Raw genomic sequence first — 23997 nt, 5'->3', positions numbered from 1 at the left:
GTGTCACCATGCCGTATCCGTGCTCCTGTCCGGCTCGGGCCACCGGTCGGTGGCGCTGGATGGGGGTCCGGTCCGCGTCGGGTCCGGTCCGGTCTCGTCGGTTCGACCGGTGCGGGGGGAGCTGAGGGCGGCCAGCGCTTCCGCGCGATCCGGCCTGGGTCGTCCATCGGGCGGGTCGGCCCTCGGAGCGGTATCCGGCCGCCCGGCGGCGGTCACCAGCGCGGCGAGTCCGGTGGTCAGCGGTACGGCGGCGATCAGGCCGAGCGTGGCGACCGCACTGCGGACGATCTCCTGCGCGAGGAACTCGCTGGTCAGGATCTGGCCGATGGGCCGCGTGTCGGCGGTGAGCAGGAGCAGCAGCGGTAGCGAGGCGCCCGCGTACGCCAGCACGATGGTGTTGACGGTGGAGGCGATGTGCGCCCGGCCGACGCGGGTGGCCGCCCGGTAGAGCTGCAAGCGGGTCAGCCCGGGGTTGGCGTTCGCCAGCTCGGTGACGGTGGCCGCCTGGGTGACGGTCACGTCGTCGAGCACCCCGAGCGAGCCGATGATGATCCCGGCGAGCAGCAGACCGTGCAGGTCCACGTTGGCCTGGAACATCGACAGGGTGGTGGCGTCGTCGCTGCCGAAGCCGGTGAGGTGGGTGGCGGCGGTGGCGATGGTGGCGAGCACGCCGGTCAGCACCAGGCTGCCCAGGGTGCCGAGGACCGCGACCGAGGTCTGCGCGGTGACACCGTGCGTCAGGTAGAGCACCACGAACATGATCAGGGCGGCACCGACCACCGCCACGAGCAGCGGTGACTGCCCGGCGGCGATCCCCGGCAGCACGAAGGCGAGCAGGATGGCGAAGCTGGCGGCCAGGCCGGCCAGCGCGGCGAGGCCCCGCCACCGGCCGAACGCGATGATCGCGGCGGCGAAGACCACCGCCAGCCAGACCAGTGGCGTGCCGCGCTGGTGCTCGGCGATGTTCCAGGTGCTGCTGGCGGGATCGGCGGGGTCGGTCAGTTCGACCAGGACGACCTTGTCGCCGACGTCGACCCGCGGTGCCCCGGGGCCGTCCGGCACCGGCGTCTGCACCTGCCGGCCGGCGGCAGGCCCGTCGGTCATCCGGACGTCCACGGTGCCGCACCGTCCGGCCCCGACATCCGGAGTGCCTTCGGGGCTGGGCGTCGGCGGGCACGGCTCGGTGACCACCCGGGTCACCGTGCCGTGGTACCGCGGCACGTCCGTGCCACCGGTGGTCTGGGGTGACCCGTCACGCGGCCAGAGCACCACCGCGGCGAGCACGGTGGCGACGAAGAGCGGCACCACCGTCGCGATGAGGATCCGTCGCACCCGGGGTGGGGCGGACGGAGCGGAATGGCTGTGGTCGGAACCCAATGCGGAGACTCCTCGACGATCCGGTGCGGGGTACGTGCCGGCGGGCCGGTCGGTTCACCGCCGCCGTGGGAATGCGACGACAGGCACGGCGGAGCGCTGGAGGGCGACGGCGGGACCACGGACGGTGAGTGCCCGGCTCGATCGGTCGGAGGCGACGCCGTGTCGTGGCGACGCTCGACCGTGCGGCAAACTCCGGAGGGTCATCGTGGGGAATGCTAACCACCGGGACCCGTGGACGCAGGTCGTGCCGGAGTGTCGTGCGGTCGACCGCTCCGCGCGGCCGCGTGCCGGGGTGGCGTGACGACCGGCGCTGGCGCGTTCAGCCGCGCTTCATCAGCCTGCCGACGGCCGCCATCATCTCGGTGGCCATCTCGTCGGCGCGGCCCTCGGCGGCCCCCTCGTGCATGCAGTGCCGGGCGTGCCCGTCGAGCAGGCCCAACGCCACCTTGTCCAGCGCGGCCTGGATCGCGGAGATCTGGGTGAGCACGTCGATGCAGTAGCGGTCGTCGTCGACCATCTTCTCGATGCCCCGAACCTGCCCCTCGACGCGGCGGAGCCGCGTGAGCAGCTGATCCTTGCTGGCGGTGTATCCGCGAATGGGGGTGGGTGCGGTCATGACGACCAGGATAGCGTACCCCCAGGGGGTATGGTACGGTCGTCCCGGCGGATACCCCCACCGGGTACCGGTAACGGGCGCGGGGCCTGACGCCACAGGCCCGGCGCCGACGGAGGGAGAACAGTTCGATGGTCAACACCACGACGTACCAGGTGCGGGGCATGACCTGTGGGCACTGCGTCACGGCGGTCAGCGCCGAGGTCGGCGCCATCGCGGGAGTGAGCGACGTCCAGGTCGACCTGGCCACCGGCCGGGTCACCGTCGCCAGCGACCGGCCGCTGGACGTGGAGACCGTCCGGGCCGCCGTCGACGAGGCCGGCTACGACCTCGCCGGCGCCTGATCACCGGGAGGCCGACATGAACACGGTGACCAGACTCGGCGGGTTCGCCCTCGGCCTCGCGGGGATCTTCGGCACGGCGTACGGGATCGGCCACGTGACCGGACCCTCCGCCCCGGTCGCCGAGAGTCGACACGGCGGCGGGGCCGCCCACGGGGAGGGTCCCGCGGGCCACGGGGAGCACGACGAGACGGCCGACCGGTCGCCCGGTGGCCTGCTCGTCTCCGACCAGGGCTACACCCTCGAACCGGTCGCCGCGCCGGTCGGCGAGTTCGCCTTCCGGATCGGCGGCCCCGACGGACGGCCGGTGACCGGATACGAGGTGGCGCACGATAAGCGGATGCACCTCGTCGTCGCCCGGCGGGACCTCTCCGGCTTCCGCCACGTGCACCCCGAGCTGGCGTCGGACGGCACCTGGCGGGTCGCCACCCCGCTGACCGGTCCGGGGCAGTGGCGGGCGTTCGCCGACTTCACCCCGACCGGGGGTGAGCCGCTCACCCTCGGTGTGGACGTGACCGTCCCCGGAGTGCTGACCGAACGGCCACTGCCCGCCCCGGCGACCAGCACGACCGTCGACGGTTACACCGTCACCCTGACCGGCGCGCCGCAGCCCGGGCGCACCGCACCGCTCACCCTGACCATCAGCAGGGACGGGCAGCCGGTCACCGACCTGGAGCCCTACCTGGGTGCGTACGGGCACCTGGTGGCGCTGCGCCGGGGCGACCTGGCGTACCTGCACGTGCACCCGGACGGAACGGCCGGAGACGGGCGGACGCCTCCCGGCCCGGCCGTGACCTTCGTCGCCGAGGTGCCCTCGGCCGGCAGCTATCGGCTCTACCTCGACTTCCGGCACGGCGCGGCGGTGCACACCGCCGAGTTCACCGTCGTGGCCGGCGCGCACGGGCACAACTGACGGGACCGGACGATGACCCCCACCAACAGACCGCTGCCCGAGGCGCCGAACCGGATCGAACTCGCCATCGGCGGGATGACCTGCGCCGCCTGCGCCGCCCGGATCGAGAAGAAACTGAACCGGTTGGACGGGGTCGCCGCCACCGTCAACTACGCCACCGAGAAGGCCACCGTCCGGTACGCCGACGGCATCACGCCGGACGAGCTTGTCGAGACCGTACGCAAGACCGGGTACACGGCCGCGCTGCCGTCCCCGCCAGCCACCACCGAGGAGCCGGTGGACGTGCTGCGCGGCCCGCGTACCCGGCTGTGGGTGTCGGGGGCACTCAGCGTGCCGGTGGTCGTGCTGGCCATGGTCCCGGCCTGGCAGTTCGACTACTGGCAGTGGCTGTCGCTGACCCTGGCCGCTCCGGTGGTGGTGTGGGGCGGGCTGCCCTTCCACCGGGCGGCCTGGACCAACCTGCGGCATGGCGCGGCGACCATGGACACGCTGGTGTCGCTCGGCACGCTCGCCGCGTTCGGCTGGTCGCTCTGGGCGCTCTTCCTCGGCGACGCCGGGATGCCCGGGATGACGCACCCGTTCCGCTTCGACATCACCCGCACCGACGGCGCGGGCACCATCTACCTGGAGGCGGCCGCCGGGGTGACGGTGTTTCTCCTGGCCGGCCGATATTTCGAGGCCCGATCCAAGCGAACCGCCGGTGCCGCCCTGCGCTCCCTGCTCGACCTCGGCGCCAGGGAGGTTGCGGTGCTGCGCGACGGGGTGGAGACCCTGATGCCGGTGGACCGGCTCACCGTCGGGGACCGCTTCGTGGTCCGCCCCGGCGAGAAGATCGCCACCGACGGGGTGGTCGACGAGGGCACCTCGGCCGTCGACGCCAGCATGCTCACCGGTGAGTCGGTGCCGGTCGAGGTCGGCCCGGGGGATGGCGTGGTGGGTGCGACGATCAACGCCGGTGGCCGGCTGGTCGTCACCGCCACCCGGGTCGGCGCGGACACCCAGCTCGCCCGGATGGCCGACCTCGTCGAGCAGGCGCAGAGCGGCAAGGCCGCCGTGCAGCGGCTGGCCGACCGGATCTCCGGCGTCTTCGTGCCGATCGTCATCACCCTCGCGGTGGGCACCCTCGGCTGGTGGCTCGGCACCGGGGCCGGCCCGACGGCCGCCTTCACCGCCGCGGTCGCGGTGCTGATCATCGCGTGCCCGTGCGCGCTCGGGCTGGCCACGCCGACCGCTCTCCTGGTCGGCACCGGGCGCGGCGCCCAGCTCGGCGTGCTGATCAAGGGGCCGGAGGTGCTGGAGTCGACCCGGCGGGTGGACACCGTCGTGCTGGACAAGACCGGCACCGTGACGACCGGCCGGATGACCCTGGTGGACGTGGTGCCGGCGAGCGGCGAGGACAGCGTCGAGCTGCTCCGGCTCGCCGGTGCGGTGGAGGCCGCCTCCGAGCATCCGATCGCCCGTGCGGTCGCCGCGCGTGCCGCCGAGGCCGGGCCGCTGCCCCCGGTGACCGGCTTCGCCAACCTCGATGGACTGGGCGTGACCGCGACGGTCGACGGGCGGGTCGTGCTGGTCGGCCGGTCCCGGCTGCTGCGGGAGCGCGGGCTCGACGTACCGCCGGAGGTCGAGTGGGCCGTCACCGACGCGGAGGCCGCCGGCCGCACGGCGATCGTCGCCGGCTGGGGCGGACGGGCCCGGGGCGTGCTCACGGTCGCCGACGTGGTCCGGCCGACCAGTCGTGCCGCGGTGGCCCGGCTGCGCGCTCTGGGGCTGACCCCGGTCCTGCTGACCGGGGACAACGCCACCGTGGCGCGGGCGGTCGCCGCCGAGGTGGGTGTCGACGAGGTGATCGCCGAGGTGCTGCCGGCCGGCAAGGTCGACGTGATCAGGCGCCTCCAGGCCGAGGGTAGGTCCGTGGCGATGGTCGGCGACGGCGTCAACGACGCGCCGGCGCTGGCCCAGGCCGACCTTGGTCTCGCCATGGGCACCGGCACCGACGTGGCGATCGAGGCGTCCGACCTCACGCTGGTCCGCGGCGACCTGAACGCCGCGGTGGACGCCATCAGGCTGGCCCGACGCACGCTCGGCATCATCCGGGGCAACCTGTTCTGGGCGTTCGGCTACAACGTGGCGGCCCTGCCGCTGGCCGCCGCCGGGCTGCTCAACCCGATGATCGCCGGCGCCACGATGGCCTTCTCGTCGGTCTTCGTGGTGGCCAACAGTCTGCGCCTGCGGCGGTTCCATTCGGCGGCCCCGACGACAGCTCGGAACGGGTCATCAGATCGGGATGATTGGACTGAGGATGGCCGGGGTACTGCTGGTGATGTAGCGACGCTTGCAGACGGAGGTTCGCAAATGGGTATCGACGACAAGATCAGCAACGCCGGCGAGGACGCGGCCGGTAAGGTCAAGGAAGGCGTCGGTCGCGCCACCGACGACGAGCAGCTCGAGGCCGAGGGCCGCGGCGACCAGGCGAAGGCCAGCCTCAAGCAGGCGGGCGAGAAGATCAAGGACGTCTTCAAGAGCTGACGTACGACGCGCTCCACGCGCCGGGCCGGTGATCGTTCACCGGCCCGGCGTGCTGTCTGTCCCGCCCCGTCCGCCGACCCTGAGAATCCCCGCGCGGCGCCGGGCTGGTCTCACCGTTGCCCCGCCAGTCGGGCGGCTCGCAGTTCCAGGTACCGCTGCTCGGGCAGGCTGGTCGTGCCGCGTGCCGCCGCCAGATAGGCGTCCCGCGCCGCGTCGGGCTCCCCGGCCAGCTCGAGCAGGTGGGCCCGGACCGCGGCGAGCCGGTGGTGCCCGGCGGTGCGCTCGTCGGCGTCCAGGGGTGTGAGCAGGGTGAGCCCGGCTTCCGGCCCGTCCACCATGGCGACGGCCACCGCCTGGTTGAGGGTGACCATCGGGTTCGGCGCGATCCGGGCGAGAAGCCGGTAGAGCGCGACGATCTGCGGCCAGTCCGTCGCCGCCGCCGTCGGCGCCTCGGCGTGCACCGCGGCGATCGCCGCCTGCAGTTGGTACGGGCCGGGCGGCGACCAGGTCAACGCCTCGGTGATCAGCGCGATCCCCTCCGCGATGGCCGTCCTGTCCCACCGGGTGCGGTCCTGCTCGGCCAGCGGCACCAACTCACCGTCCGCGCCGACCCGGACCGCGCGGTGCGCGTCGGTCAGCAGCATGAGCGCCAGCAGCCCGGCCACCTCGCCCTCGTCGGGCAGCAGCCCGTGCAGGACGCGGGCCAACCGGATCGCCTCGCCGGTCAGCTCGGCCCGGTGCAGGTCCGGCCCGCTGGACGCGGTGTAGCCCTCGTTGAAGATCAGGTAGAGCACCCGGAGCACCGTTCGCAGCCGCTCGTTCCGTTCGCCCGGTGCGGGCATGGTGAACCGGGCTCCGGCGACCTCGATCCGCTGTTTGGCCCGGCGGATCCGCTGGCTCATCGTCGCCTCCGGCACCAGGTGCGCCCGGGCGATCTGGGCGGTGCTGAGACCGCCGACCGCGCGCAGGGTGAGCGCCACCTGCGCCGAGGGAACCAGCGCGGGGTGGCAGCAGAGGAAGAGCAGCGTGAGCGTGTCGTCGGTGTCCGCCACCGCCGGCTGCGCGTCGGCTGCCGGTGCCATCCCGGCGTACGCCGGCTCGCGCAGCGCGACGGCCAGCTCGCGGTTCCGACGGGCGCTCTCACTGCGCCACTCGTCGGTGAGCCGGCGGGTGGCGACGGTGAGCAGCCAGGCGCGGGGGTTGTCCGGCAGGCCCTGCCCGGGCCACTGTGTCGCGGCGGCGAGCAGTGCCTCCTGGACCGCGTCCTCGCACCGGTCGAACTGCCCGTGCCGGCGGACCAGCAGGCCGAGGACCTGCGGCGCGAGTGTCCGCAGCAGGTCCTCGGCCGTCCGGTCGTCGGTCACATCTCCGTCCCGGCCTCATCCATGATCGGGCGGACCTCCATGGCGCCGCCGAAGCGCACGTCCGGCCAGCGGGCGGCGATCTCGGCGGCCCGCTGCGGGTTGGGGCAGTCGACGGTCAGGTAGCCGGCGAACTGTTCCTTGCTCTCCATGAACGGCCCGTCGACGATCTCCGGGTGGCCGCCCGCGAGCCGGACCGTCACCGTCTGCGACGGGTTGGCCAGCGCCTGGCCGCCGACGAACTCGCCGGTCTCGGTCAGCTCCTTCATGATCTCGTCGACCTCGCCGAAGAGCGCGGCGCGTTCCGACTCGGTCAGCTCCTCGGTGAAGCCGGGCCGGTTCCAGATCAGCAGCATGTACTTCACGGCGATGCTCCTCGGTTCCTGGTCGCACCCCGATCGGGGCGCGGCTCACCGGAGGGTCGGAGCCGACGGCCCGTTCCCTACCGCGCTCCGAAGGAGATCGCAGAATGTCTCGACGGTGGCGGTCCCACGCCGGGCGGATCAGCTCCGGTCGGGTCGGCCGGGTATCTGTCGGGGTTTCCGCCCGCCGCCGACATCCAGCGACGCCCGGTCGGCGGCAGAGGTGCCGGACGACCAGCCTTCGGCGTCACGGACGCTGAGCCGGTGCCGGGTGACACCGGGAAAGAGGGTGACCAGCCGCTCCTGGACCGCCTCGCCGCGGGCCGCGAGCACCGGCAGCAGCCGCTCCGGACCAGCCGCCTCGGCCGCCGCCCGGTCCGCCGCCTCGGTGGCCGCCCGCAACCGCTCGCCGATCCGCAGCGCGAACGCGTTGAGGAAGGACTCGTCCCAGACCTTCGTCCGGCGTCCCGCTCCCGGCCGGCGCTCGGCCCGCCCGCGCAGCATCGCGCCGGTGGCCTGGACCAGCAGCGAGGTGTACAGCAGTTCCACCGCCACCAGGTCGGCCGGCCAGCCCAGCACCGTGGCGAAACCGAGGTCGTCGGACCAGACCGCCTCGCACCGGTTTGCCGCCGCGACCTCCTGCACCAGCAGCGCCTTGGCCCCGGCGTACGGGCTCTCGGTGCCGAGCCGCACCCCGCCGGGCAGGTCACCACGGTCGGACCCGGCGGCCAGCAGAGCCTCGTCGATGCTGTGCCGGGCGATCAGCTCCTGCGCCTTGCCGGTCAACGCCTCCGCCTCGGCCGGGAAGGTCGTCGACTCGGCCTTGGCCAGCAGCGCCCGCACCCGGTTGAGCATCCCCGATCCGCTGCGGGTCGCGCCGGCCGGTCGGCTGGTGACCGCCGCACCGGTCGTGCCGGGTGGCGGGCGCAGCACCGCGATCGGCGGCAGGCTCTCCACCAGCGCGATCGTGTCCACGGCCGCGCGCAGCGCGTCGACCCGGTCCAGCCCGACACGTGTCGACCAGCCGGCCAGCACGCCCCGGTCGTCGTCCCACCACACCTCGGCGGCCAGCTCGCGTAGCTGCTCGTCCCACCAGTCCGGGACCGGTCCGGGCTGCTCGCGCCGCTGGGCGGCCATCGCGTCCCGGACGAGCCGGGCCGGCCGGGCGCCGAGCCGCCGGGTGGTGAGCCGGTCCAGGTCGGCCGGCTGCCAGCCGCGAGGCCAGAGACGTCCGACGCCGCGGACCAGGCGACGCAGCAGCGCCGCGTCCACCGCCGCCGCGCCGTCCGCCGCGCCGGTACCGACCATCAGCCGGTCCAGCTGCCGTTCGGCCTGACGTACGTCGGTGCCGCGCACCGCCCCGAGCACCTCGGCGACGAGTTCGTCCGCGTCCGGCACGTGCACCTCCTCCTGTGAACTCCGTGGCCGGCGCGGGTCCGCTGCCGGGTTGGTCGGTGGACGCCGCTGCCGGCATGGCGTTGGCCGTTCCGTTCCATGATCATGCCGCTAGTCGTGCCACCGGCGCGAAACGGGGATGTCGTCGCCCGCCCGAAAGCGGCGGCAGGCTGATCAATGGGCATTTTGCGGTAGTTTGGGCTTTGACCCGAGGCGAGATGCGAGGTGTGGGGTGGTCGGTTCACACCAGCCGGAGGCGCGCGTCAGCGCCGCGCCGGACGTCCGCTCGTCCATCCTCGCCGGCGTCCTGATCGGCGTCGCGGTGATGGCCGCGGTGGACGAGATCGTCTTCCACCAGCTGCTGGCCTGGCACCACTTCTACGATCGGTCCACCCCGACCGTGGGGCTGCTCTCCGACGGGCTGCTGCACGCCGCCGAGGTGCTGGCCCTGGTCGGCGGGTTCTTCTGGTTCGCCGACCTGCGCCGACGGGCCGTCCTGTCGGCCCGGCCGACCTGGGGTGGCGTCCTGCTCGGCGCCGGAGGGTTCCAGCTCTTCGACGGGCTGGTCGACCACAAGGTGCTCCGACTGCACCAGATCCGCTACGGCGTCCACCTGGTGCCGTACGACGTGTTCTGGAACGTGGGGGGCGCCGTGCTGCTGCTCGCGGGCGCCGCGCTGGTCTGGCGTACGCGGAACCGACGGCCACGCGACGGCCGGCGGTGACGGCGTCGCTCGCCGCCGGCACGGCCTGGTTCGCGGCGCCGGCGCTCCCGTCCGGCGGGAGCGCGACTGAGGCCCCGGCCTGGTTCGCGTCGTCGGCGCTCGCGCGCGGGGGGCACGCGGCGGATGCTCCGCCCTGGTTGCCGCTGGCGGTGGTTGGCCTGCTGGCTGGCGGTTACCTCGTGGCCGCCACACACGACCGAAGGGGCTGGGACCACCGACGCAGCGCTGCCTGGCTGGCCGGCTGTGCCGTGCTGGCGGTCGCGGTCGGGCCGCTCGCGCGGCTGCCCGACGACCCGCGGGGGCACATGGCCATGCACCTGCTGCTCGGCATGGTGGCCCCGCTCGGGCTGGTGCTCGGGGCTCCGGTGACCCTGCTGCTGCGGATCGCGTCCACGCCCACGCGCCGGCTCGTCGGCCGGCTGCTGCGCGCCCGTCCGCTGCGCCTGCTCGCCCACCCGGTCACCACGGCGCTGCTCGGCACGGGCGGGCTGGCCGTCGTGCTGCTCACCCCGCTCTACGCCGTGGCGGAGCGCCAGCCGGCCCTGCACCACGCCCTGCACCTGCACTATCTGGCCGCCGGTTATCTGTTCGCCTGGTCGCTGGTCGGCCCGGACCCGGCGCCGCGCCGCCCCGGGCTGGCGGTGCGGCTCGGAGCGCTGCTCGGCGCGGCGGCCGGGCACTCGGTGCTCGCCAAATACCTCTACGCGCACGCCGGAAGCCTGCCGCCCGGCCTCCCGGATCCGGACCCGGCGGCGTTCCGGTCCGCCGCCCAGCTCATGTACTACGGCGGCGACATCGCCGAGCTGCTGCTCGCCGTCGCCCTCTTCGCCACCTGGTACCACCGCCGAACCCCGCGCACCGCCGTCACGCCTCGATTGATCAAGGGGTTGGCGTCACCAGAGGACAGTTCTCTGACGCACACCTCCTGATCAGCTCGGAGGTGTGGCGGCCAGGGCGGCGGCGAGGAGCGTCGCCAGTTTGGCCGCACGGGTGGGGTGAGCGTGGCCGACCCAGGCGACCCGGCCGGCCAGGTGGTCGGCGAACGCCGGATGACCGCCGTGGTTCTGCGCGGCCAACCCGGTGCGTGCGGCGTTGTGCAGGACGGCGCGCAGTCGGTCGTAGTCGGCGCGCGGCACCGCCGGCCGCTCGTTGACCACGAGCCCGGCGAGGAGTTGCCGGTCGGCTCGGCCTCGAACCCGGGTCTTGCCCGGGTGCACCCGGAAACCCTCGTCCCGGGTCACCTCGGTCACCGCGGCGAGCAGGTCGGCTACCCGCCGGGGTGACAGTTCACCGGAGAAGGCGAGATCGTCGGCGTACCGCTGATAGTCGACGCCGAAGGCGGCGGCCAACCCGGTCAGCCGGCGGTCCAGCCGGAACGCGCAGAGATTGGCCAGCGCGGGCGAGGTGGGCGCGCCCTGCGGCAGGTGCCCGCCGCGCAGCACGGCGAGCCGCCACGCCCGGTCGGGCAGGCCGGCCGGCGCGCCGCGGAGCACCGCCGGTGGCGTCCGAGTCGTGCAGAGGCCGGTGAGCGCGTGCGCGACCGGCTCCGGATATCCGGCGGTGCGCAGGAGCCCGTACACCCGCCGGGCCGGCACGCTGCCGAAGAACGCGGCCAGGTCGACGCGGACCACCACCGCCCGACCGGCGTGCGCGGCCGCGAAGGTGTGCGCCGACCGGCCGGGCACGAACCCGTGCGCCGCCTGATGCACCGGCAGCGGGCCCAGCAGCTCGGCCAGCAGCCGCCGGTGCAGCGCGCGCAGTCGGGGCTTCGGCGCCTCGATCAGCCGACCACCGGCGGCCCACCGGTATCGGTAGTGGTGCAGCCGGCGATCGGCGGCGCGGCGGTTCATCCCCCGGCGGTCGGCGTACCAGTCGAGCTGTTCCGGGGTCAGGTCGAGCAACCGGGCCAGGGCGTCGAGGTCGTCCAGGACCGGGGTCGACCAGGGCCGACGTACCGTGCGGGTCGACGTGACCGGCCGGGCGCGGACCGCGATCGGCCGGCCGCGCTGCCGCGCCGTGCCGACCACCTCGGCGAGCAGCGCAAGGTCCGCGAGGAAGGCGGCCAGCTCCCGGGGCCGGTCCCGCGGAGCCCGGGCGTACGCGCTGAGCACGGCGTCCGCGACCGGCCACAGCCACCGCCGGCGTACGCCCAGCACGCGCCCACCCGACTCGACCAGGTCGCCGCGCTGCCACCGCTGGGCGGCGAGGAACGCGTCGCCGAGCGCGACGGCCAGGGAGGCGACTGTCGTCACGACCACTCCGGGATGTGTGGCAGCGTGCCCCGACGATGCCCGGTCGTACGGGTGCACGGGCTCGCAAAGCGTGCCGACGCACCTGTGGTGTGCTGCCCAGGTGGATGTGACGCCCCCGGGGTTACCCCGGAGGGACCTCGGCCGCGTCCCCGAAGGGATCGTGGCCAGGTCAGCTCGGGGCACGCTGCCATCCGGGCAGCCTAGCGCCCGACACCGGGCAACCGCAGATCCGAGCAACGTCAAAGTTCCTGCTGTCCCACCAGGTCACCAGGCAGCGCCTTTCCCGAGGTTGTTCGGATCGTGGCGGGCGGGTGCGGGGTTGGTCACGACCAGCCGGCGAGGATCTCACCGACCGGCAGGGCGTCGCGTTCCGGGTCGGGGGCCGGGGTTGGCAGAGCGGTCGGCGTCCGGTCGAAACGCGGCGCCGGGGCTGGCTGGATCTCACCGCTCACCTCGACGAAGGTGCCCCGGGCGGCGTTGTGCGGATGCCGGTGTGCCTCGCCGGGGGTGAGCACCGGCGCGACACACGCGTCCAGGTCCTCGAAGACCGCCGTCCACTCGTCCCGGGTCCGCTCGGCGAACCGCGCGGTGAACCGCCGGCGCAGCTCGTCCCAGCCGCTCGGGTCGTACTGGTCGGGCAGGTCCTCCTCGTCGGCGAGGCCGAGGCCGGTGAGCAGCGCGGCGTAGAACGCCGGTTCCAACGCGCCGACGGCCAGGTGGCCGCCGTCGGCCGTGGCGTACGTGTCGTAGAACGGGGCGCCACCGTCGAGCAGGTTGCGCCCGCGCGGGGCGGCCCACAGCCCGGTGCCGAGCAGCCCGTGCAGGAACGCGGTGAGCAGCGCCGACCCGTCCACCATGGCGGCGTCGACCACCTGGCCGACGCCGGAGCGTTCCCGTTCCAGCAGCGCGGCCAGCACTCCCACGGCGAGCAGCATGCCGCCGCCGGCGAAGTCGCCGATCAGGTTCAGCGGTGCGTGCGGACGTTCGCCGGCCCGGCCCAGCGGCTCCAGTGCCCCGGCCACGGCGATGTAGTCGATGTCGTGTCCGGCCCGCTGCGCCAGCGGCCCGTCCTGGCCCCAGCCGGTCATCCGGGCGTACACCAGGCGGGGGTTACGGGTCTGGCAGACCTCCGGCCCGAGACCCAACCGCTCGGTCACCCCCGGCCGGTACGCCTCGACCAGCACGTCCGCCCGCTCCACCAGGCGCAGCAGGTCTTCCACCCCGGCCGGGCTCTTCAGGTCCAGTGCGGTGACCCGGCGACCACGCTGCAACGGCCCGCCGGTCGGCGCGGCCAACCGCCCCGCTCCCGGGCCGCCCGGCCGGTCCACCCGCACCACGTCCGCGCCGAGGTCGGCGAGCACCATGCAGCCGAACGGCGCCGGAGCGAGGCTAGCCAACTCGACGACGCGCACCCCGGCCAACGGCCCACCCGAGGCCGTCACGCGGCGCGCACCGTGCTGGCCACGCCGCACCTGGCCACGATCGTGCTCGATCCAGGATGTAGTGGTGTACGAAGCCCTCCGATGCCACTAGATCCCTGATCGAGCACGATCATGCTGCTGGCCCCCTCGGTTGTCACGCGACGCCTACCGGCTCGGCGGGGTGAGCGGCCGAGGCGGCGAGCCGGTCGGCCAGGTCGGCGGGAGGCGTGAACCGGGTGCCGTAACGGTCGGCCAGCTCCACCGCGCGGGCCGCGAAGCCGGCCGGCCCGCCCGCGTACTGCCGGACGTAGCGGATCACCCCACCCGTCCAGGCCGGAAAGCCGATGCCGAAGATCGAGCCGATGTTGGCGTCGGTCTCGGTGCGCAGCACCCCCTCGTCGAGGCAGCGCAGCGCGTCGAGCGCCTCGGCGAAGAGCATCCGTTCCTGGAGGTCGGTGAAGGGCACGGCCCGGCCCGCGTCGGTGGTCAGCTCGGCCAGACCCGACCACAACCGGCCCCGGGTGCCGTCGTCGTAGGAGTAGAAGCCCCGGCCGGCCGCACGCCCCGCCCGGTCGTACGCGTCGACCAGCTCGTCCACCAGACGATGCGCGGGCAGCGGCAGGAAGCCTTCGCTGGCGGCCTCGAACTGCCGGCGGATCCGCTGGATCAGGGTGAGGCTCACCTCGTCGGCCAGCGCCAGCGGCCCGGTCGGGTAGCCGGCCTGCAGGGCGGCCTGCTCCACCGAGGCGGCCGGCACCCCCTCGGCGACCATGCCGACCGCCTCGTCGAGAAATCGGCCGATGACCCGACTGGTGAAGAAGCCCCGGCCGTCGTTGACCACGATCGGGGTCTTGCCGATCCGCCGGCCCAGGTCGAACGCCCGTGCCAGCGCGGCGTCGCCGGTCTGCTCGCCGACCACGATCTCCAGCAGCGGCATCCGGTCGACGGGGGAGAAGAAGTGCATGCCGAGGAAGTCGGCCGGCCGGTCCACTCCGGCGGCCAGCGCGGTGATCGGCAGGGTGGAGGTGTTGGAGGCGAGCAGCGCGCCCGGTGCCAGCACCGGCAGCACCTCGGCGAACACCGCCTGCTTCAGAGCCGGATCCTCGAAGACCGCCTCGATGACCGCGTCGCAGCCGCTCAGCGCGTCCACCTGGTCGGTGGTGAGGATCCGGTCCAGCACGGCTTGGGCCTGCGCCTGGGTGGCGCGTCCCTTGCGTACCTCGCGGGTCAGCAGCCGCTCGGCGTGCTCCCGGGCCCGGCCGGCCGCCTCCGCCGAGACGTCCCGGACGACGACGTCCAGGCCGGCGCTGGCGCAGGCGTACGCGATGCCGGCGCCCATCATCCCGGCGCCCAGCACCGCCACCCGGCGCACCGGGGCGACGTCCACCCCGGACGGTCGGGCCGCGCCGCCGTTGACCGCCTTCAGGTCGAAGAAGAACGCGCCGATCATGTTCTTGGCGACCTGCCCGGTGAGCAGGCCGATCAGGTGCCGGGTCTCGACGGTGAACGCGGTCTCCAGGTCGACCTGCGCGCCCTCGACGGCGGTGGCCAGGATCGCCTCGGGTGCGGGCAGCCGGGCACCCTTGAGCTGTTTGCGCAGGGTGGCCGGAAAGGCCGGCAGCTGCGCTGCGAGGGAGCGGCTGGCCGGGGTGCCGCCGGGCATCCGGTAGTCGGGCCGGTCCCACGGCTGCCTCGGGTGCGGGTTGGCCGCGATCCAGGCGCGGGCGGAGTCCAGCAGCTCGTCCGGGGTGGCGACCACCTCGTCGACCAGCCCGGCGGCCAGGGCGTCGGCCGGGCGCATCCGCCGGCCGGTGAGCAGCACCGTGGTCAGTGCCCCGGCCAGGCCGAGCATCCGTACCGTCCGGGTGACGCCGCCGGCGCCCGGCAACAGGCCCAGGGTCACCTCGGGCAGTCCGAGCCGACTGTCGGGCGCGTCCAACGCGACCCGGTGGTGGCAGGCGAGCGCGATCTCCAGGCCACCGCCGAGCGCCGAGCCGTTCACCGCGGCGACGACCGGCCGGCCGAGTGTCTCCAGCCTGCGCAGATCCCGCTTGATCGTGCCGAGTAGTTCGGCGAGCGCTGGCGCGTCGGCGTGGGTCGCCCGGATCATCTCCGGCAGGTCCCCACCGGCGAAGAAGGTCGACTTGGCGCTGGTCACGATTACTCCGGCGAGATCGGGCTCGGCCTCCAGCCGGTCCAGCACGCTGGTCATCGACGCGGCGTATGCGCGGTTCATGGTGTTGGCGGACTGCTCGGGGTCGTCGAGCGTGAGCGTGACGATGCCGTCGGCGCTGCGGTCGTACCGGATGGTGGTGGTCATTGGTCTTTTCCCCCGGGTCAGCAGCGCTCGAGAACGGTGGCGACGCCCATGCCGCCGCCGATGCAGAGGGTCACCACGGCGCGACGCAGGTCGCGGCGCTCCAACTCGTCCAACGCGGTGCCGAGCAACATGGCACCGGTCGCGCCGAGCGGGTGGCCGAGAGCGATCGCTCCGCCGTTGACGTTCACCCGGTCCGGGTCGAGGCCCAGGTCGCGGACGTACTTGAGGACCACCGCGGCGAACGCCTCGTTGATCTCGAACAGGTCGATGTCGGCGAGGGTCAGCCCGGCGGCGGCGAGCGCCTTGTGGGTGGCCGGGATCGGGCCGGTCAGCATCAGCGTCGGGTCGGCGCCGGTGACCGCCGCGCCGACGATCCGGGCGCGCGGGGTGAGGCCGAGGTCCCGGCCGACCTGCTCCGAGCCGATCAGCACCAGCGCCGCGCCGTCCACGATGCCCGACGAGTTGCCGGCGTGGTGGACGTGCTCGATCGCCTCCAGCCAGTGGAACTTCTGCAACGCGACCGCGTCGAAGCCGGCCGCATCGCCCATCGTGGCGAAGGACGGGGTGAGCCGGCCCAGCGCCTCCCGGGTGGTCTCCGGGCGGGGGTGCTCGTCCGCGGTGAGGATGTCCAGCCCGTTGCCGTCGCGTACCGGGACCACCGAGCGGGCGAAGTGCCCGCCGGCCCACGCCTTGGCGGCCCGCTCCTGTGACCGCAACGCGTAGCCGTCCACGTCGTCACGGGTGAAGCCCTCCAGTGTGGCGATCAGGTCGGCGCTGACGCCCTGCGGCACGAACGAGGTGGCCAGCGCGGTCTGCGGGTCGGTGGCCCAGGCCGCGCCGTCGGAGCCCATCGGCACCCGGGACATCGACTCGACTCCGCCGGCCAGCAACAGGTGCTCCCACCCGGAGCGGATCCGGGCGGCGGCGGAGTTGACCGCCTCCAGCCCGGAGGCGCAGAACCGGTTGAGCTGCACCCCACCCACCTGATCGGGCAGCCCGGCCAGCAGCGCGGCGGCCCGCGCCAGATCGCCGCCCTGCTCACCGATCGGGGTGACGATGCCGAGCAGCAGGTCCTCCAGCCGGTTGACGTCCAGGCCGGGGTTGCGCTCGCGCAGCGCGTCGATCAGGCCGACCACCAGCGAGATCGGCTTGACCCCGTGCAGCGCGCCGGTGTCCCGGCCGCGTCCGCGCGGGGTGCGGACCGCGTCGTAGACGTACGCCTCAGAGGGCACGGGCGATCAACTCCTTCATGATCTCGTTGGTGCCGCCGTAGATCTTCTGGACGCGGGCGTCGGCGTACATCCGGGCGATCGGGTACTCCGTCGTGTAGCCGTAGCCGCCGAAGAGCTGCAGGCAGCGATCGACCACCTCGCACTGCCCGTCGGTGAGCCAGGACTTCGCCATCGCGGCGGTCGCCACGTCCAGCTCGCCACGGGCGTGCCGGACGATGCAGTCGTCCAGGAAGACCCGGCTGACGCGGGTGCGGGTGGCGCACTCGGCGAGCACCATCCGGGTGTTCTGGTGGCCCATCAGCGGCTTGCCGAAGGCGGTGCGCTCCTTGGCGTACGCGACGGTCAGCTCGACGGCGCGCTCCATCACGGCGACCGCACCGACGCCGATCACCAGGCGTTCCTGGGGGAGCTGCTGCATGAGCTGGATGAAGCCCAGCCCCTCGGCGCCGCCGAGCAGGTTGGCCGCCGGCACCCGGAACTCGTCGAAGAACAGCTCGGCGGTGTCGTTGGCGTGCAGCCCGATCTTGGACAGCAGCCGGCCCCGGCGGAAGCCGGCCGGGTCGCCACCGACCTCGCACACCAGCAGCGAGACGCCGGCCGCCCGCTGTTCGGGGTCCGTCTTGACGGCCACGATGACCAGGTCGGCGAGGCCGCCGTTGGTGATGAACGTCTTCGCCCCGGTGACCAGGTAGTCGTCACCGTCGCGGATCGCCCGGGTGCGCATCGCCTGAAGGTCCGAGCCGCCGTCCGGCTCGGTCATCGCGATCGCGCCGACCAGGTCACCGCTGCAAAGGCCGGGCAGCCAGCGCCGCTTCTGCTCCTCGCTGCCGTACGTCGCCAGGTAGCCGGTCACGATGCCACTGTGGACGGCCAGCCCGAGGCTGCTCTCCCCGGTGTACGCCTGCTCGTGCAGCAGGACGGCCTCGTGGGTGAACCCGCCGCCCCCGCCGCCGTACTCCTCCGGCACGGACAGGCCGAGCAGCCCCAGCTCACCGGCGCGCCGGTAGTGCTCGCGATCCGGGTGGCCCTGTGCCAGCAGGCGGTCGGTGTGCGGCAGCACCTCCTTCGTGAAGAAGGTGCGGGCCAGGTCGGCCAGGTCGTCGTGCTCCGGCTCGCGCCACGGCGAGGGGGGACCGTCGGGGGTCGGCATGTGCACCACCCTCGCGCGCTGTTGGCGGCATGTCAATAAGTCTGGATCAACAGCCGCTCACACCCTTCCGGGTCGTCCGCGAAGGGCAGGTGTCCGCAGCCCGGTAGCGGCACGTGCCGGGCCTCCGGCAGCGCCACGCGGGCGCGCCGGGCCTGACTTCGGTACGGCAGCACGAGATCGCGCGTACCCCAGGCGACCGTCACCGGGATCTCCCGCAGCGCCCCGCGCGGATCGGGTGCCGGTCCTTTTCGGAGCTGCCACTGGCCGAACGCCGTGCGCGCTGCCGCAAAGCCCGGCGCGTCGGCCAGCGCCGCTGCCGAGTCGACGCACTCGTCCCGGTCCAGCCGGCTCGGACGGCCGTAGAACAGCCCGCAGATCGCCACCCGGCCGGCCCGACTCGCCAGCAGACGGGGCAACGCCGGGCGCAGAGCGACGGCGGCCGACCGGGCGCCGCCGACCGCCAGTTGACACCAGCGCCGCCCAACCGGCCCCCAGAACCCGATCGGTGCGAATGCGACGACCGCGCGGGCCAGCCCGCGCCGGCCCAGCTCCAACGCGATGCCGCCACCCAGCGAGTTGCCGGCCACCACGGGATGGCGCACACCCGACGCGGCCAGGAACGCGGCAACCCGATCGGCCAGATGCTCGACCGAGCCAGGCGAGGTGCCTACCGGCGGGTCGGGCCACCGGGGCGAGTCGCCGAACCCGGGCAGGTCGAGTGCGATCACCTCCCGGTGCCGCGCCACCCGGTCCAGTACCGGCTCCCAGACCTGCCACCGACTGCCGATGCCATGGATGAGGACCAGCGGCGGGCCGCTGCCGCGCCGCGAGTGGGCGAGCCAGGCAGGGTCCGCACGTCGCACGGTCCGACCCTGGCACACCGTCGATGCCGTCGACCAGACCTGCGGCGGTACGCTCGCGGAAAGAATTGTCGTACACCTGTTCTAGTCTTTGGTCGTGGTCGAGGAGTTGTCGCAGGCGGAAGCCGCAGTGTCGGGTTGTTCCGACGCGGTTGTCTGGGCCATGTCCGACGCTGATCTGGTCGCGGTGATCGATGCGTCGCACCGACTTCAGCAGCGGCTGGCGGCGGTGCACCTGACGGCTGTGCGGGAGTTGGATGGGCGGGGCACCGCTGTGGCGCATGGCGCGTCCTCGACGGTGGTGTGGCTGCGGGAACGGTTGCGGTTGACCGGCTCCGCCGCACGCCGACTGGTCGACCTCGCCGCCCTGCTGGACACCGGTGCCCCCGACGTTCGTCACGCCCTCGCCAACGGCAGCATCACCGTGGAGCAGACCCAGGTCATCGCCGACACGGTCGACACGGTGCACGCCGTGGCCGGCCCGGAGGCCGCCGACAAGGCGGTGGGGATGCTGATCGACTGGGCCGGGCAGTTCGATCCGACGCTGCTGCGCAAACTGGGCAGCCGCATCCTCGAGCACGTCGCGCCCGAGGTCGCCGACGCCGCCGCCCGAGCCGCACTGGAGGCCGCGGCTCGCCGGGCCGCCCGCGACCGGCACGTCACCATCAGCGAGCAGTCGGATGGTCGGCTGCGCCTGACCGGCAGCCTCGACACCGAAGCGGCCGCGGTGCTGCGTGCCGCCATCGACCCGCTCACCACACCCACCGGCCCGGATGACACCCGCACCGCAGGGCAGCGTCGGCACGACGCCCTCGCCGACGTGTGCCGTCTCGCGCTGCGTACCGGTGAGTTACCCGAGCACGGCGGCGACCCGGCGCAGGTCGTGGTGACCACCGACTACGACGCCCTGCTTCAGCAGCTCGACGCGGGTGCCCTGGACACCGGCCTGCAGCTCACTCCGGAGGCGGTACGCCGCCTCGCCTGCGACGCGGCCATCCTGCCCGCCGTGCTCGACGGCGCGGCTCAGGTCCTCGACGTGGGCCGGCAACGTCGCCTCTTCACCGGCCCGCTCCGTCGCGCCCTCGTGCTGCGGGACCGGGGTTGCGCCTTTCCCGGTTGCGATCGGCCACCGCGATGGTGCGACGCCCACCATATCCGTCACTGGGTCGACGGCGGCCCTACCAGCCTCGCGAACGCGGTGCTGCTCTGCGGCCACCACCACCGGCACCTGCACCACGGCGACTGGATCGTCCGGCTCGCCGGCGACGGCCAGCCGGAGTTCGTGCCGCCGGCCTGGCTCGACCCGGACCAGCTACCCCGCCGCAACCACTACCACCAGCGGACATGAGTCGTGGTCAGCCCCGCACCTCTCACGAGGCGACCCGGCTCCGCAACGCCCTCGCGACGAAGTGGCGATTACGGTTGGCGGAAACGGCCAGGTGATCGAGGCCGCGACGGCCTGCCGGTGGACAGCAGTGCAGGCCAGTCTCGGGCATTGGCCCAGTCGACGAAGCGGTGCCAGCCGACCTCCGGGTAGTCGCGGCGTAGCGCGGCGACGTCGACCGCCAAGCCCACGACAGTGAAGTAGTCGAACATGGCCGCCAGGTCGGCGGACCGCTGTCGGACGTGGGCCAGGGGCACCTGCTGGTGGGTGATCGCGCCGCCGATGGCACCGGCGAGGATTTCGGCCATCTGGGCGGGAGTGCGCTCGTCGGAGGCGATGTCGATGCGACGGCTGGCGAACTCGTCGGCGCGCTGCAGGACGAGCGCGGCGAACGCGCCGATGTCGACTGCCGGGATGAGAGTGAGCGGCCGATCGGCGGGCATCGGCCAGGCGAAGGTCCCGGTGCGCAGGCCGTCGAGGGTCCAGCCGCTGGCGTAGTTGTCCATGAATGCGGCCGGCGCTATGACCGTCCAGGGCACACCGGAGGTGCGCAGGTGCTGCTCGATCAGGTGCTTGCTCTCGTAGTGCGGGATCCCGGTGCCGCGGTCGGCGTGGGCGGCGGTGGTGAGCACGACGTGGCCGAGGCCAGCGACTGTCGCGGCGTCGACGAGGGCCTTGCCGTGCCGCACTTCGGTGGCAAGGTCGGTGCCGAACGGCGTGGTGACCGCGAACAGCGAGTCGCACCCGGCGAGCGCGGCATCGAGAGAGGCGCGATCGTCGAAGTCGGCCTGGCATACCTCGGCACCTACGTCGCGCAGGGCTTCGGCGACTGGGGAGGCGGGCTGGCGGGTGAGTGCGCGTACCCGGTGCCCGGCCTTCAGCAGCGCGCGTGCCGTGGCCCCACCCTGGGCTCCGGTGGCCCCGGTGACGGCAACGGTGAGCATGACTCCTCCTGGAGATACGATAGCTGCGTGAAGAATTAACTGCGTCGCGCAGCAGATTATCAGAACCGCTGCGTGACGCAACTAGTTGGGATGTGATGCGGATGGCGGCGACGCGCCGGGCCAGGTTGTACGAGGAACTGTCGATGGCGTCCCGCCGCTATCTGGCCGCGTACGTGCTGTTCAACCAGGCCATCGCCGAGCATCTCGGGCTGCATCCGACGGATGTGCAGTTTCTGAGCCTGCTCTCGGCGGCTCCGGCACCGCTGACGGTCAAGGAGATCGCCGAGATGACCGGTCTGACCACGGGATCGGCGACCCGTCTGGTCGACCGGCTCGAACGTGGTGGCTACGTGAAACGCACGCCCGACCAGGATGATCGGCGTCGGGTGCTGGTCACCCAGGTGCCTGCCCGCGTCGACCGCGTCACCGCGGTCTGGGACGACCTCGGCCAGTCCTGGCAGGCAATCCTCGACGACCACACCGAGGAGGAGCTTGAGGTGATCACCCGCCACATGGGGCGAGCGCATGACCTCAGCCACGCCCAGATGCGTCGCCTACGCTCCCAACCGAAGCCCGACTGAGACCGTCGGGCGCCAGCCGCTGTCGCGGCACGCCCGGTGACAGCGACGTGAAGCCCGCGGGCCTGCCGATCGAAGCCGTACTCGGCCCCGACTGGCAGGTCGAGTACGTGCCCGAGTCTGCGCCGTCTGGAGGTTCAGGGTCGTGTGTCGAATTGGGCGCGGGCTTCGAAGACTCGATCCATGTGTGTCTCCGCCCAGTTCTTGATCGCGATCATGACTGGAAACAGCTCGTGACCGAGCGGAGTGAGTTCGTAGTCGACGCGGACCGGCACCGAGGCCGTGATCGTGCGGGTGACCAGGCCATCGCGTTCCAGCGTGCGCAGGGTCTGGGTGAGCATCTTCTGGCTGACCCCGGCGATGCGGCCGGCGAGTTCGCTGTGCCGCTGTGGGCCGCCGGCCAGAGCGGGGATCACCAGTGCGACCCACTTGTCGGTGAGCCTGCTCAGCAGCTCACGGGTCGGGCACTGCTGCAGGAACGCGTCGTAGTCGCGTTTGGCCTGTTCACGGCGTTCAGCCGCGGTTGTCGTCGCCATCTTTCCCTCCAACGGTGCCCTAGGTACTTCGAGGTACCTACTTTCTCATGGTGCCCCTGATTCGTACGGTCTTGGTGATCACGAGAATCGACCAGGGGGACAGCGATGCGCGCAGTCAGCTATGCACAGTTCGGCGGGCCGGAGGTCCTGCACGTGGCCGACGTGTCGGTGCCCGAGCCGGGGCGGGGGCAGGTACGGGTGAAGGTCAACGCGTCCGTCGTCCATCCCGTCGACCTGATGGTCCGCGCCGGTGGATTCCCGGCCCCGCTGCCCAACGGTCTGCCGTACACGCCCGGCTGGGACGTGGCGGGCGTCGTCGACGTGGTCGGCGCGGCGGTCGATCAGTTCACGATCGGCGACGAGGTCATCGGCTTCTCACCGTGGCTGCAGACCACGGTCGGCGCCCACGCGGAGTACGTGGTGCTCGACGCGGCCTGGCTGACGCACGCGCCCGCCGGCGTCCCTGCGACCGAGGCGGCGACCCTGCCGACGAACGGCCTCGCCGCGGCACAGGCCCTCGACCTGCTCGCGCTTCCGGCGGGTTCGACCGTGCTCGTCACCGGTGCCGCCGGGCAGGTCGGCGGGTTCGTCCTGGCGCTGGCTCGAGCGGCCGGCCTGCACGCCACGGGACTCGCCGGAGCCGACGACCGTACGTTCGTGGAGTCGCTGGGCGCGGCGTTCCTGTCGCGCTCCGACACTCCGGCCGGGACGTTCGATGCGGTCATCGACCTGGCGGTGATCGGTGCCTCGCTGCTGGACCTCGTCCGCGACGGCGGCGGCTTCGTGGCCGCGTCGCCGCCGCTTCGCCCGGAGACGGTACGGGGAATCCGGACGGTCGCGCTGGAGGTGCTGCCGGACGGGTCGCGACTGGGTGAGCTGGTCAAACTCGTCACCAGCGGCGACATCCCGCTTCGAGTCGCCGGCGTGTACCCCTTTGCCGAAGCCGCGGCCGCCCACGACAGGCTGGCCCAGGGCGGCGTACGCGGCGGCGTCGTGATCGTCCCATGACCCCGGCCAACCTCTGCCGTCACGACCAACCGACGCTTCCGCGGTGAATACGCCGTCCCGCCCGGACTGGGGTTCGCAACCCCCGGCGACGAACGCTCGCGGTGCTCAGTCGGAGGTCGGGGCGTAGGCGAGCACCGTGACACCGGAGGTGAAGGTGGTGGTGTCGACGAGCTTCAGGCCGGTGACGCTGTCGGGGCGGAACAGCGGCTCGCCCTGGCCCCTGAGGACGGGGTAGATCCAGATCCGGTACTCGTCGAGCAGCCCCGCCGTGGCCAGGTGGTCGGTGAGCCGGCCGTTGCCCCAGATGAGGATGTCGCTGCCGTCCTGCTCCTTGAGCTTGGTGATCTCAGTGGTGAGGTCGTCGCCCGGGACGACGACGGTGGGGTTCCATGCCGTGGTGTCGACGGGCTGGGAGGCCACGACGTACTTGGTCATCGCGTTGACGTGGTCGGCGAAGGGGTTGCCGCCCCTGCTCGGCCAGGCCTGAGCCATGCCCTCGTAGGTGATGCGGCCCAGCAGCAGCGCGTCGCAGCCGGTGGTCATGGCCAGGGCGTAGGCCATGGCCTCCTCGCTGCTGTAGCTCATCGACCACTCGTGGGGGTTGTCGATGAAGCCGTCGAGGGTGGCGTTGGTCGAGGCGATGATCTTGCGCATGATGGCTCCTCGGGAGTGCGTACGGCTGGGTGGTGAAGGTGGGGGT

At 73.0% G+C, this 23997-nt stretch carries 22 protein-coding genes; 8 read left to right on the top strand and 14 right to left on the bottom strand.

What is annotated here, in order from left to right:
* Positions 1 to 3 precede the first annotated feature (3 nt).
* Together ACLJN9_RS06360 and ACLJN9_RS06355 are read right to left on the bottom strand one after the other, a co-directional pair.
* Complete coding sequence (locus tag ACLJN9_RS06360; RefSeq protein WP_410810126.1) at positions 4 to 1377, bottom strand: YibE/F family protein; 1374 nt, start codon at positions 1375 to 1377, stop codon at positions 4 to 6.
* A 319-nt stretch (positions 1378 to 1696) separates the two neighbouring features.
* Entirely contained in the window at positions 1697 to 1993 is a 297-nt protein-coding gene (locus ACLJN9_RS06355) for a metal-sensitive transcriptional regulator (RefSeq protein ID WP_088951268.1), read from the bottom strand.
* 128 nt (positions 1994 to 2121) lie between these two features.
* On the opposite strand from ACLJN9_RS06355, the gene ACLJN9_RS06350 reads away from it, so the two are divergent.
* Genes ACLJN9_RS06350 through ACLJN9_RS06340 form a run of 3 tightly spaced genes read left to right on the top strand, consistent with a single transcriptional unit; the run spans position 2122 to position 5770 of the window.
* Positions 2122 to 2334 carry a heavy-metal-associated domain-containing protein gene (locus ACLJN9_RS06350; protein ID WP_410810125.1) on the top strand — a complete coding sequence of 71 codons (213 nt, stop codon included), beginning with the start codon at positions 2122 to 2124 and terminating at the stop codon, positions 2332 to 2334.
* A 16-nt stretch (positions 2335 to 2350) separates the two neighbouring features.
* Positions 2351 to 3244 carry a hypothetical protein gene (locus ACLJN9_RS06345; protein ID WP_410810124.1) on the top strand — a complete coding sequence of 298 codons (894 nt, stop codon included), beginning with the start codon at positions 2351 to 2353 and terminating at the stop codon, positions 3242 to 3244.
* Between the two features lie 12 nt (positions 3245 to 3256).
* Entirely contained in the window at positions 3257 to 5770 is a 2514-nt protein-coding gene (locus tag ACLJN9_RS06340; protein WP_410810123.1) for a heavy metal translocating P-type ATPase, read from the top strand.
* 110 nt (positions 5771 to 5880) lie between these two features.
* On the opposite strand, the gene ACLJN9_RS06335 is transcribed toward ACLJN9_RS06340, so the two are convergent.
* From ACLJN9_RS06335 to ACLJN9_RS06325, 3 genes are all read right to left on the bottom strand, one after another.
* Positions 5881 to 7134 (bottom strand): RNA polymerase sigma factor, encoded by a 1254-nt coding sequence (locus ACLJN9_RS06335; protein ID WP_410810122.1) that lies wholly within the window; start codon positions 7132 to 7134, stop codon positions 5881 to 5883.
* On the bottom strand, positions 7131 to 7487 hold the full coding sequence (locus tag ACLJN9_RS06330; RefSeq protein ID WP_410810214.1) for a YciI family protein: 357 nt from the start codon (positions 7485 to 7487) through the stop codon (positions 7131 to 7133). The genes ACLJN9_RS06335 and ACLJN9_RS06330 overlap by 4 nt, the downstream gene beginning before the upstream one ends.
* A 147-nt stretch (positions 7488 to 7634) precedes the next feature.
* The gene (locus ACLJN9_RS06325) at positions 7635 to 8891 is read right to left on the bottom strand and encodes a DUF2786 domain-containing protein (RefSeq protein WP_410810121.1); all 1257 of its coding nucleotides are present in this window, start codon (positions 8889 to 8891) and stop codon (positions 7635 to 7637) included.
* 229 nt (positions 8892 to 9120) lie between these two features.
* Here ACLJN9_RS06325 and ACLJN9_RS06320 point away from each other — a divergent pair, with 229 nt between their 5' ends.
* Together ACLJN9_RS06320 and ACLJN9_RS06315 are read left to right on the top strand one after the other, a co-directional pair.
* On the top strand, positions 9121 to 9612 hold the full coding sequence (locus ACLJN9_RS06320) for a DUF2243 domain-containing protein (RefSeq protein ID WP_410810120.1): 492 nt from the start codon (positions 9121 to 9123) through the stop codon (positions 9610 to 9612).
* Positions 9609 to 10541 carry a cytochrome c oxidase assembly protein gene (locus ACLJN9_RS06315; protein WP_410810119.1) on the top strand — a complete coding sequence of 311 codons (933 nt, stop codon included), beginning with the start codon at positions 9609 to 9611 and terminating at the stop codon, positions 10539 to 10541. Before ACLJN9_RS06320 ends, ACLJN9_RS06315 begins: the two co-directional genes overlap by 4 nt.
* Here the strand turns inward: ACLJN9_RS06315 and ACLJN9_RS06310 are convergent, their stop codons facing one another.
* The 6 genes from ACLJN9_RS06310 to ACLJN9_RS06285 form a co-directional block, all read right to left on the bottom strand.
* On the bottom strand, positions 10542 to 11864 hold the full coding sequence (locus ACLJN9_RS06310; RefSeq protein WP_410810118.1) for a reverse transcriptase family protein: 1323 nt from the start codon (positions 11862 to 11864) through the stop codon (positions 10542 to 10544).
* A gap of 323 nt (positions 11865 to 12187) precedes the next feature.
* On the bottom strand, positions 12188 to 13306 hold the full coding sequence (locus tag ACLJN9_RS06305) for a CaiB/BaiF CoA transferase family protein (RefSeq protein ID WP_410810117.1): 1119 nt from the start codon (positions 13304 to 13306) through the stop codon (positions 12188 to 12190).
* Positions 13307 to 13439: 133 nt separating this feature from the next.
* Complete coding sequence (locus ACLJN9_RS06300) at positions 13440 to 15605, bottom strand: 3-hydroxyacyl-CoA dehydrogenase NAD-binding domain-containing protein (RefSeq protein WP_410810116.1); 2166 nt, start codon at positions 15603 to 15605, stop codon at positions 13440 to 13442.
* Between the two features lie 17 nt (positions 15606 to 15622).
* Positions 15623 to 16837: an acetyl-CoA C-acetyltransferase gene (locus ACLJN9_RS06295; RefSeq protein WP_410810115.1), complete on the bottom strand. Its 1215-nt coding sequence runs from the start codon at positions 16835 to 16837 to the stop codon at positions 15623 to 15625.
* Positions 16827 to 17987, bottom strand: a complete 1161-nt coding sequence (locus ACLJN9_RS06290) for an acyl-CoA dehydrogenase family protein (protein WP_410810114.1) — start codon at positions 17985 to 17987, stop codon at positions 16827 to 16829. The genes ACLJN9_RS06295 and ACLJN9_RS06290 overlap by 11 nt, the downstream gene beginning before the upstream one ends.
* Before the next feature lie 32 nt (positions 17988 to 18019).
* Positions 18020 to 18850: an alpha/beta fold hydrolase gene (locus ACLJN9_RS06285; protein ID WP_410810113.1), complete on the bottom strand. Its 831-nt coding sequence runs from the start codon at positions 18848 to 18850 to the stop codon at positions 18020 to 18022.
* 94 nt (positions 18851 to 18944) lie between these two features.
* On the opposite strand from ACLJN9_RS06285, the gene ACLJN9_RS06280 reads away from it, so the two are divergent.
* Positions 18945 to 20195: a DUF222 domain-containing protein gene (locus ACLJN9_RS06280; RefSeq protein ID WP_410810112.1), complete on the top strand. Its 1251-nt coding sequence runs from the start codon at positions 18945 to 18947 to the stop codon at positions 20193 to 20195.
* Between the two features lie 68 nt (positions 20196 to 20263).
* Here the strand turns inward: ACLJN9_RS06280 and ACLJN9_RS06275 are convergent, their stop codons facing one another.
* Positions 20264 to 21175, bottom strand: a complete 912-nt coding sequence (locus tag ACLJN9_RS06275) for an NmrA/HSCARG family protein (RefSeq protein ID WP_410810111.1) — start codon at positions 21173 to 21175, stop codon at positions 20264 to 20266.
* A gap of 101 nt (positions 21176 to 21276) precedes the next feature.
* Between ACLJN9_RS06275 and ACLJN9_RS06270 the strand changes: the two genes are divergently transcribed.
* Positions 21277 to 21756 (top strand): MarR family winged helix-turn-helix transcriptional regulator, encoded by a 480-nt coding sequence (locus tag ACLJN9_RS06270; RefSeq protein WP_410810110.1) that lies wholly within the window; start codon positions 21277 to 21279, stop codon positions 21754 to 21756.
* Between the two features lie 134 nt (positions 21757 to 21890).
* Here ACLJN9_RS06270 and ACLJN9_RS06265 read toward each other — a convergent pair whose 3' ends face one another.
* Positions 21891 to 22289, bottom strand: coding sequence for a winged helix-turn-helix transcriptional regulator (locus ACLJN9_RS06265; RefSeq protein ID WP_410810109.1), 399 nt, complete (start codon positions 22287 to 22289; stop codon positions 21891 to 21893).
* Between the two features lie 105 nt (positions 22290 to 22394).
* Between ACLJN9_RS06265 and ACLJN9_RS06260 the strand changes: the two genes are divergently transcribed.
* The gene (locus ACLJN9_RS06260; protein ID WP_410810108.1) at positions 22395 to 23297 is read left to right on the top strand and encodes an NADP-dependent oxidoreductase; all 903 of its coding nucleotides are present in this window, start codon (positions 22395 to 22397) and stop codon (positions 23295 to 23297) included.
* Positions 23298 to 23402: 105 nt separating this feature from the next.
* On the opposite strand, the gene ACLJN9_RS06255 is transcribed toward ACLJN9_RS06260, so the two are convergent.
* Entirely contained in the window at positions 23403 to 23951 is a 549-nt protein-coding gene (locus ACLJN9_RS06255) for a dihydrofolate reductase family protein (protein WP_410810107.1), read from the bottom strand.
* Positions 23952 to 23997 lie beyond the last annotated feature (46 nt).

Source organism: Micromonospora sp. 067-2, from assembly GCF_046549295.1.
In the GTDB taxonomy this organism is placed as follows: domain Bacteria; phylum Actinomycetota; class Actinomycetes; order Mycobacteriales; family Micromonosporaceae; genus Micromonospora.
This window is presented reverse-complemented; position numbering and strand designations above follow the sequence as displayed.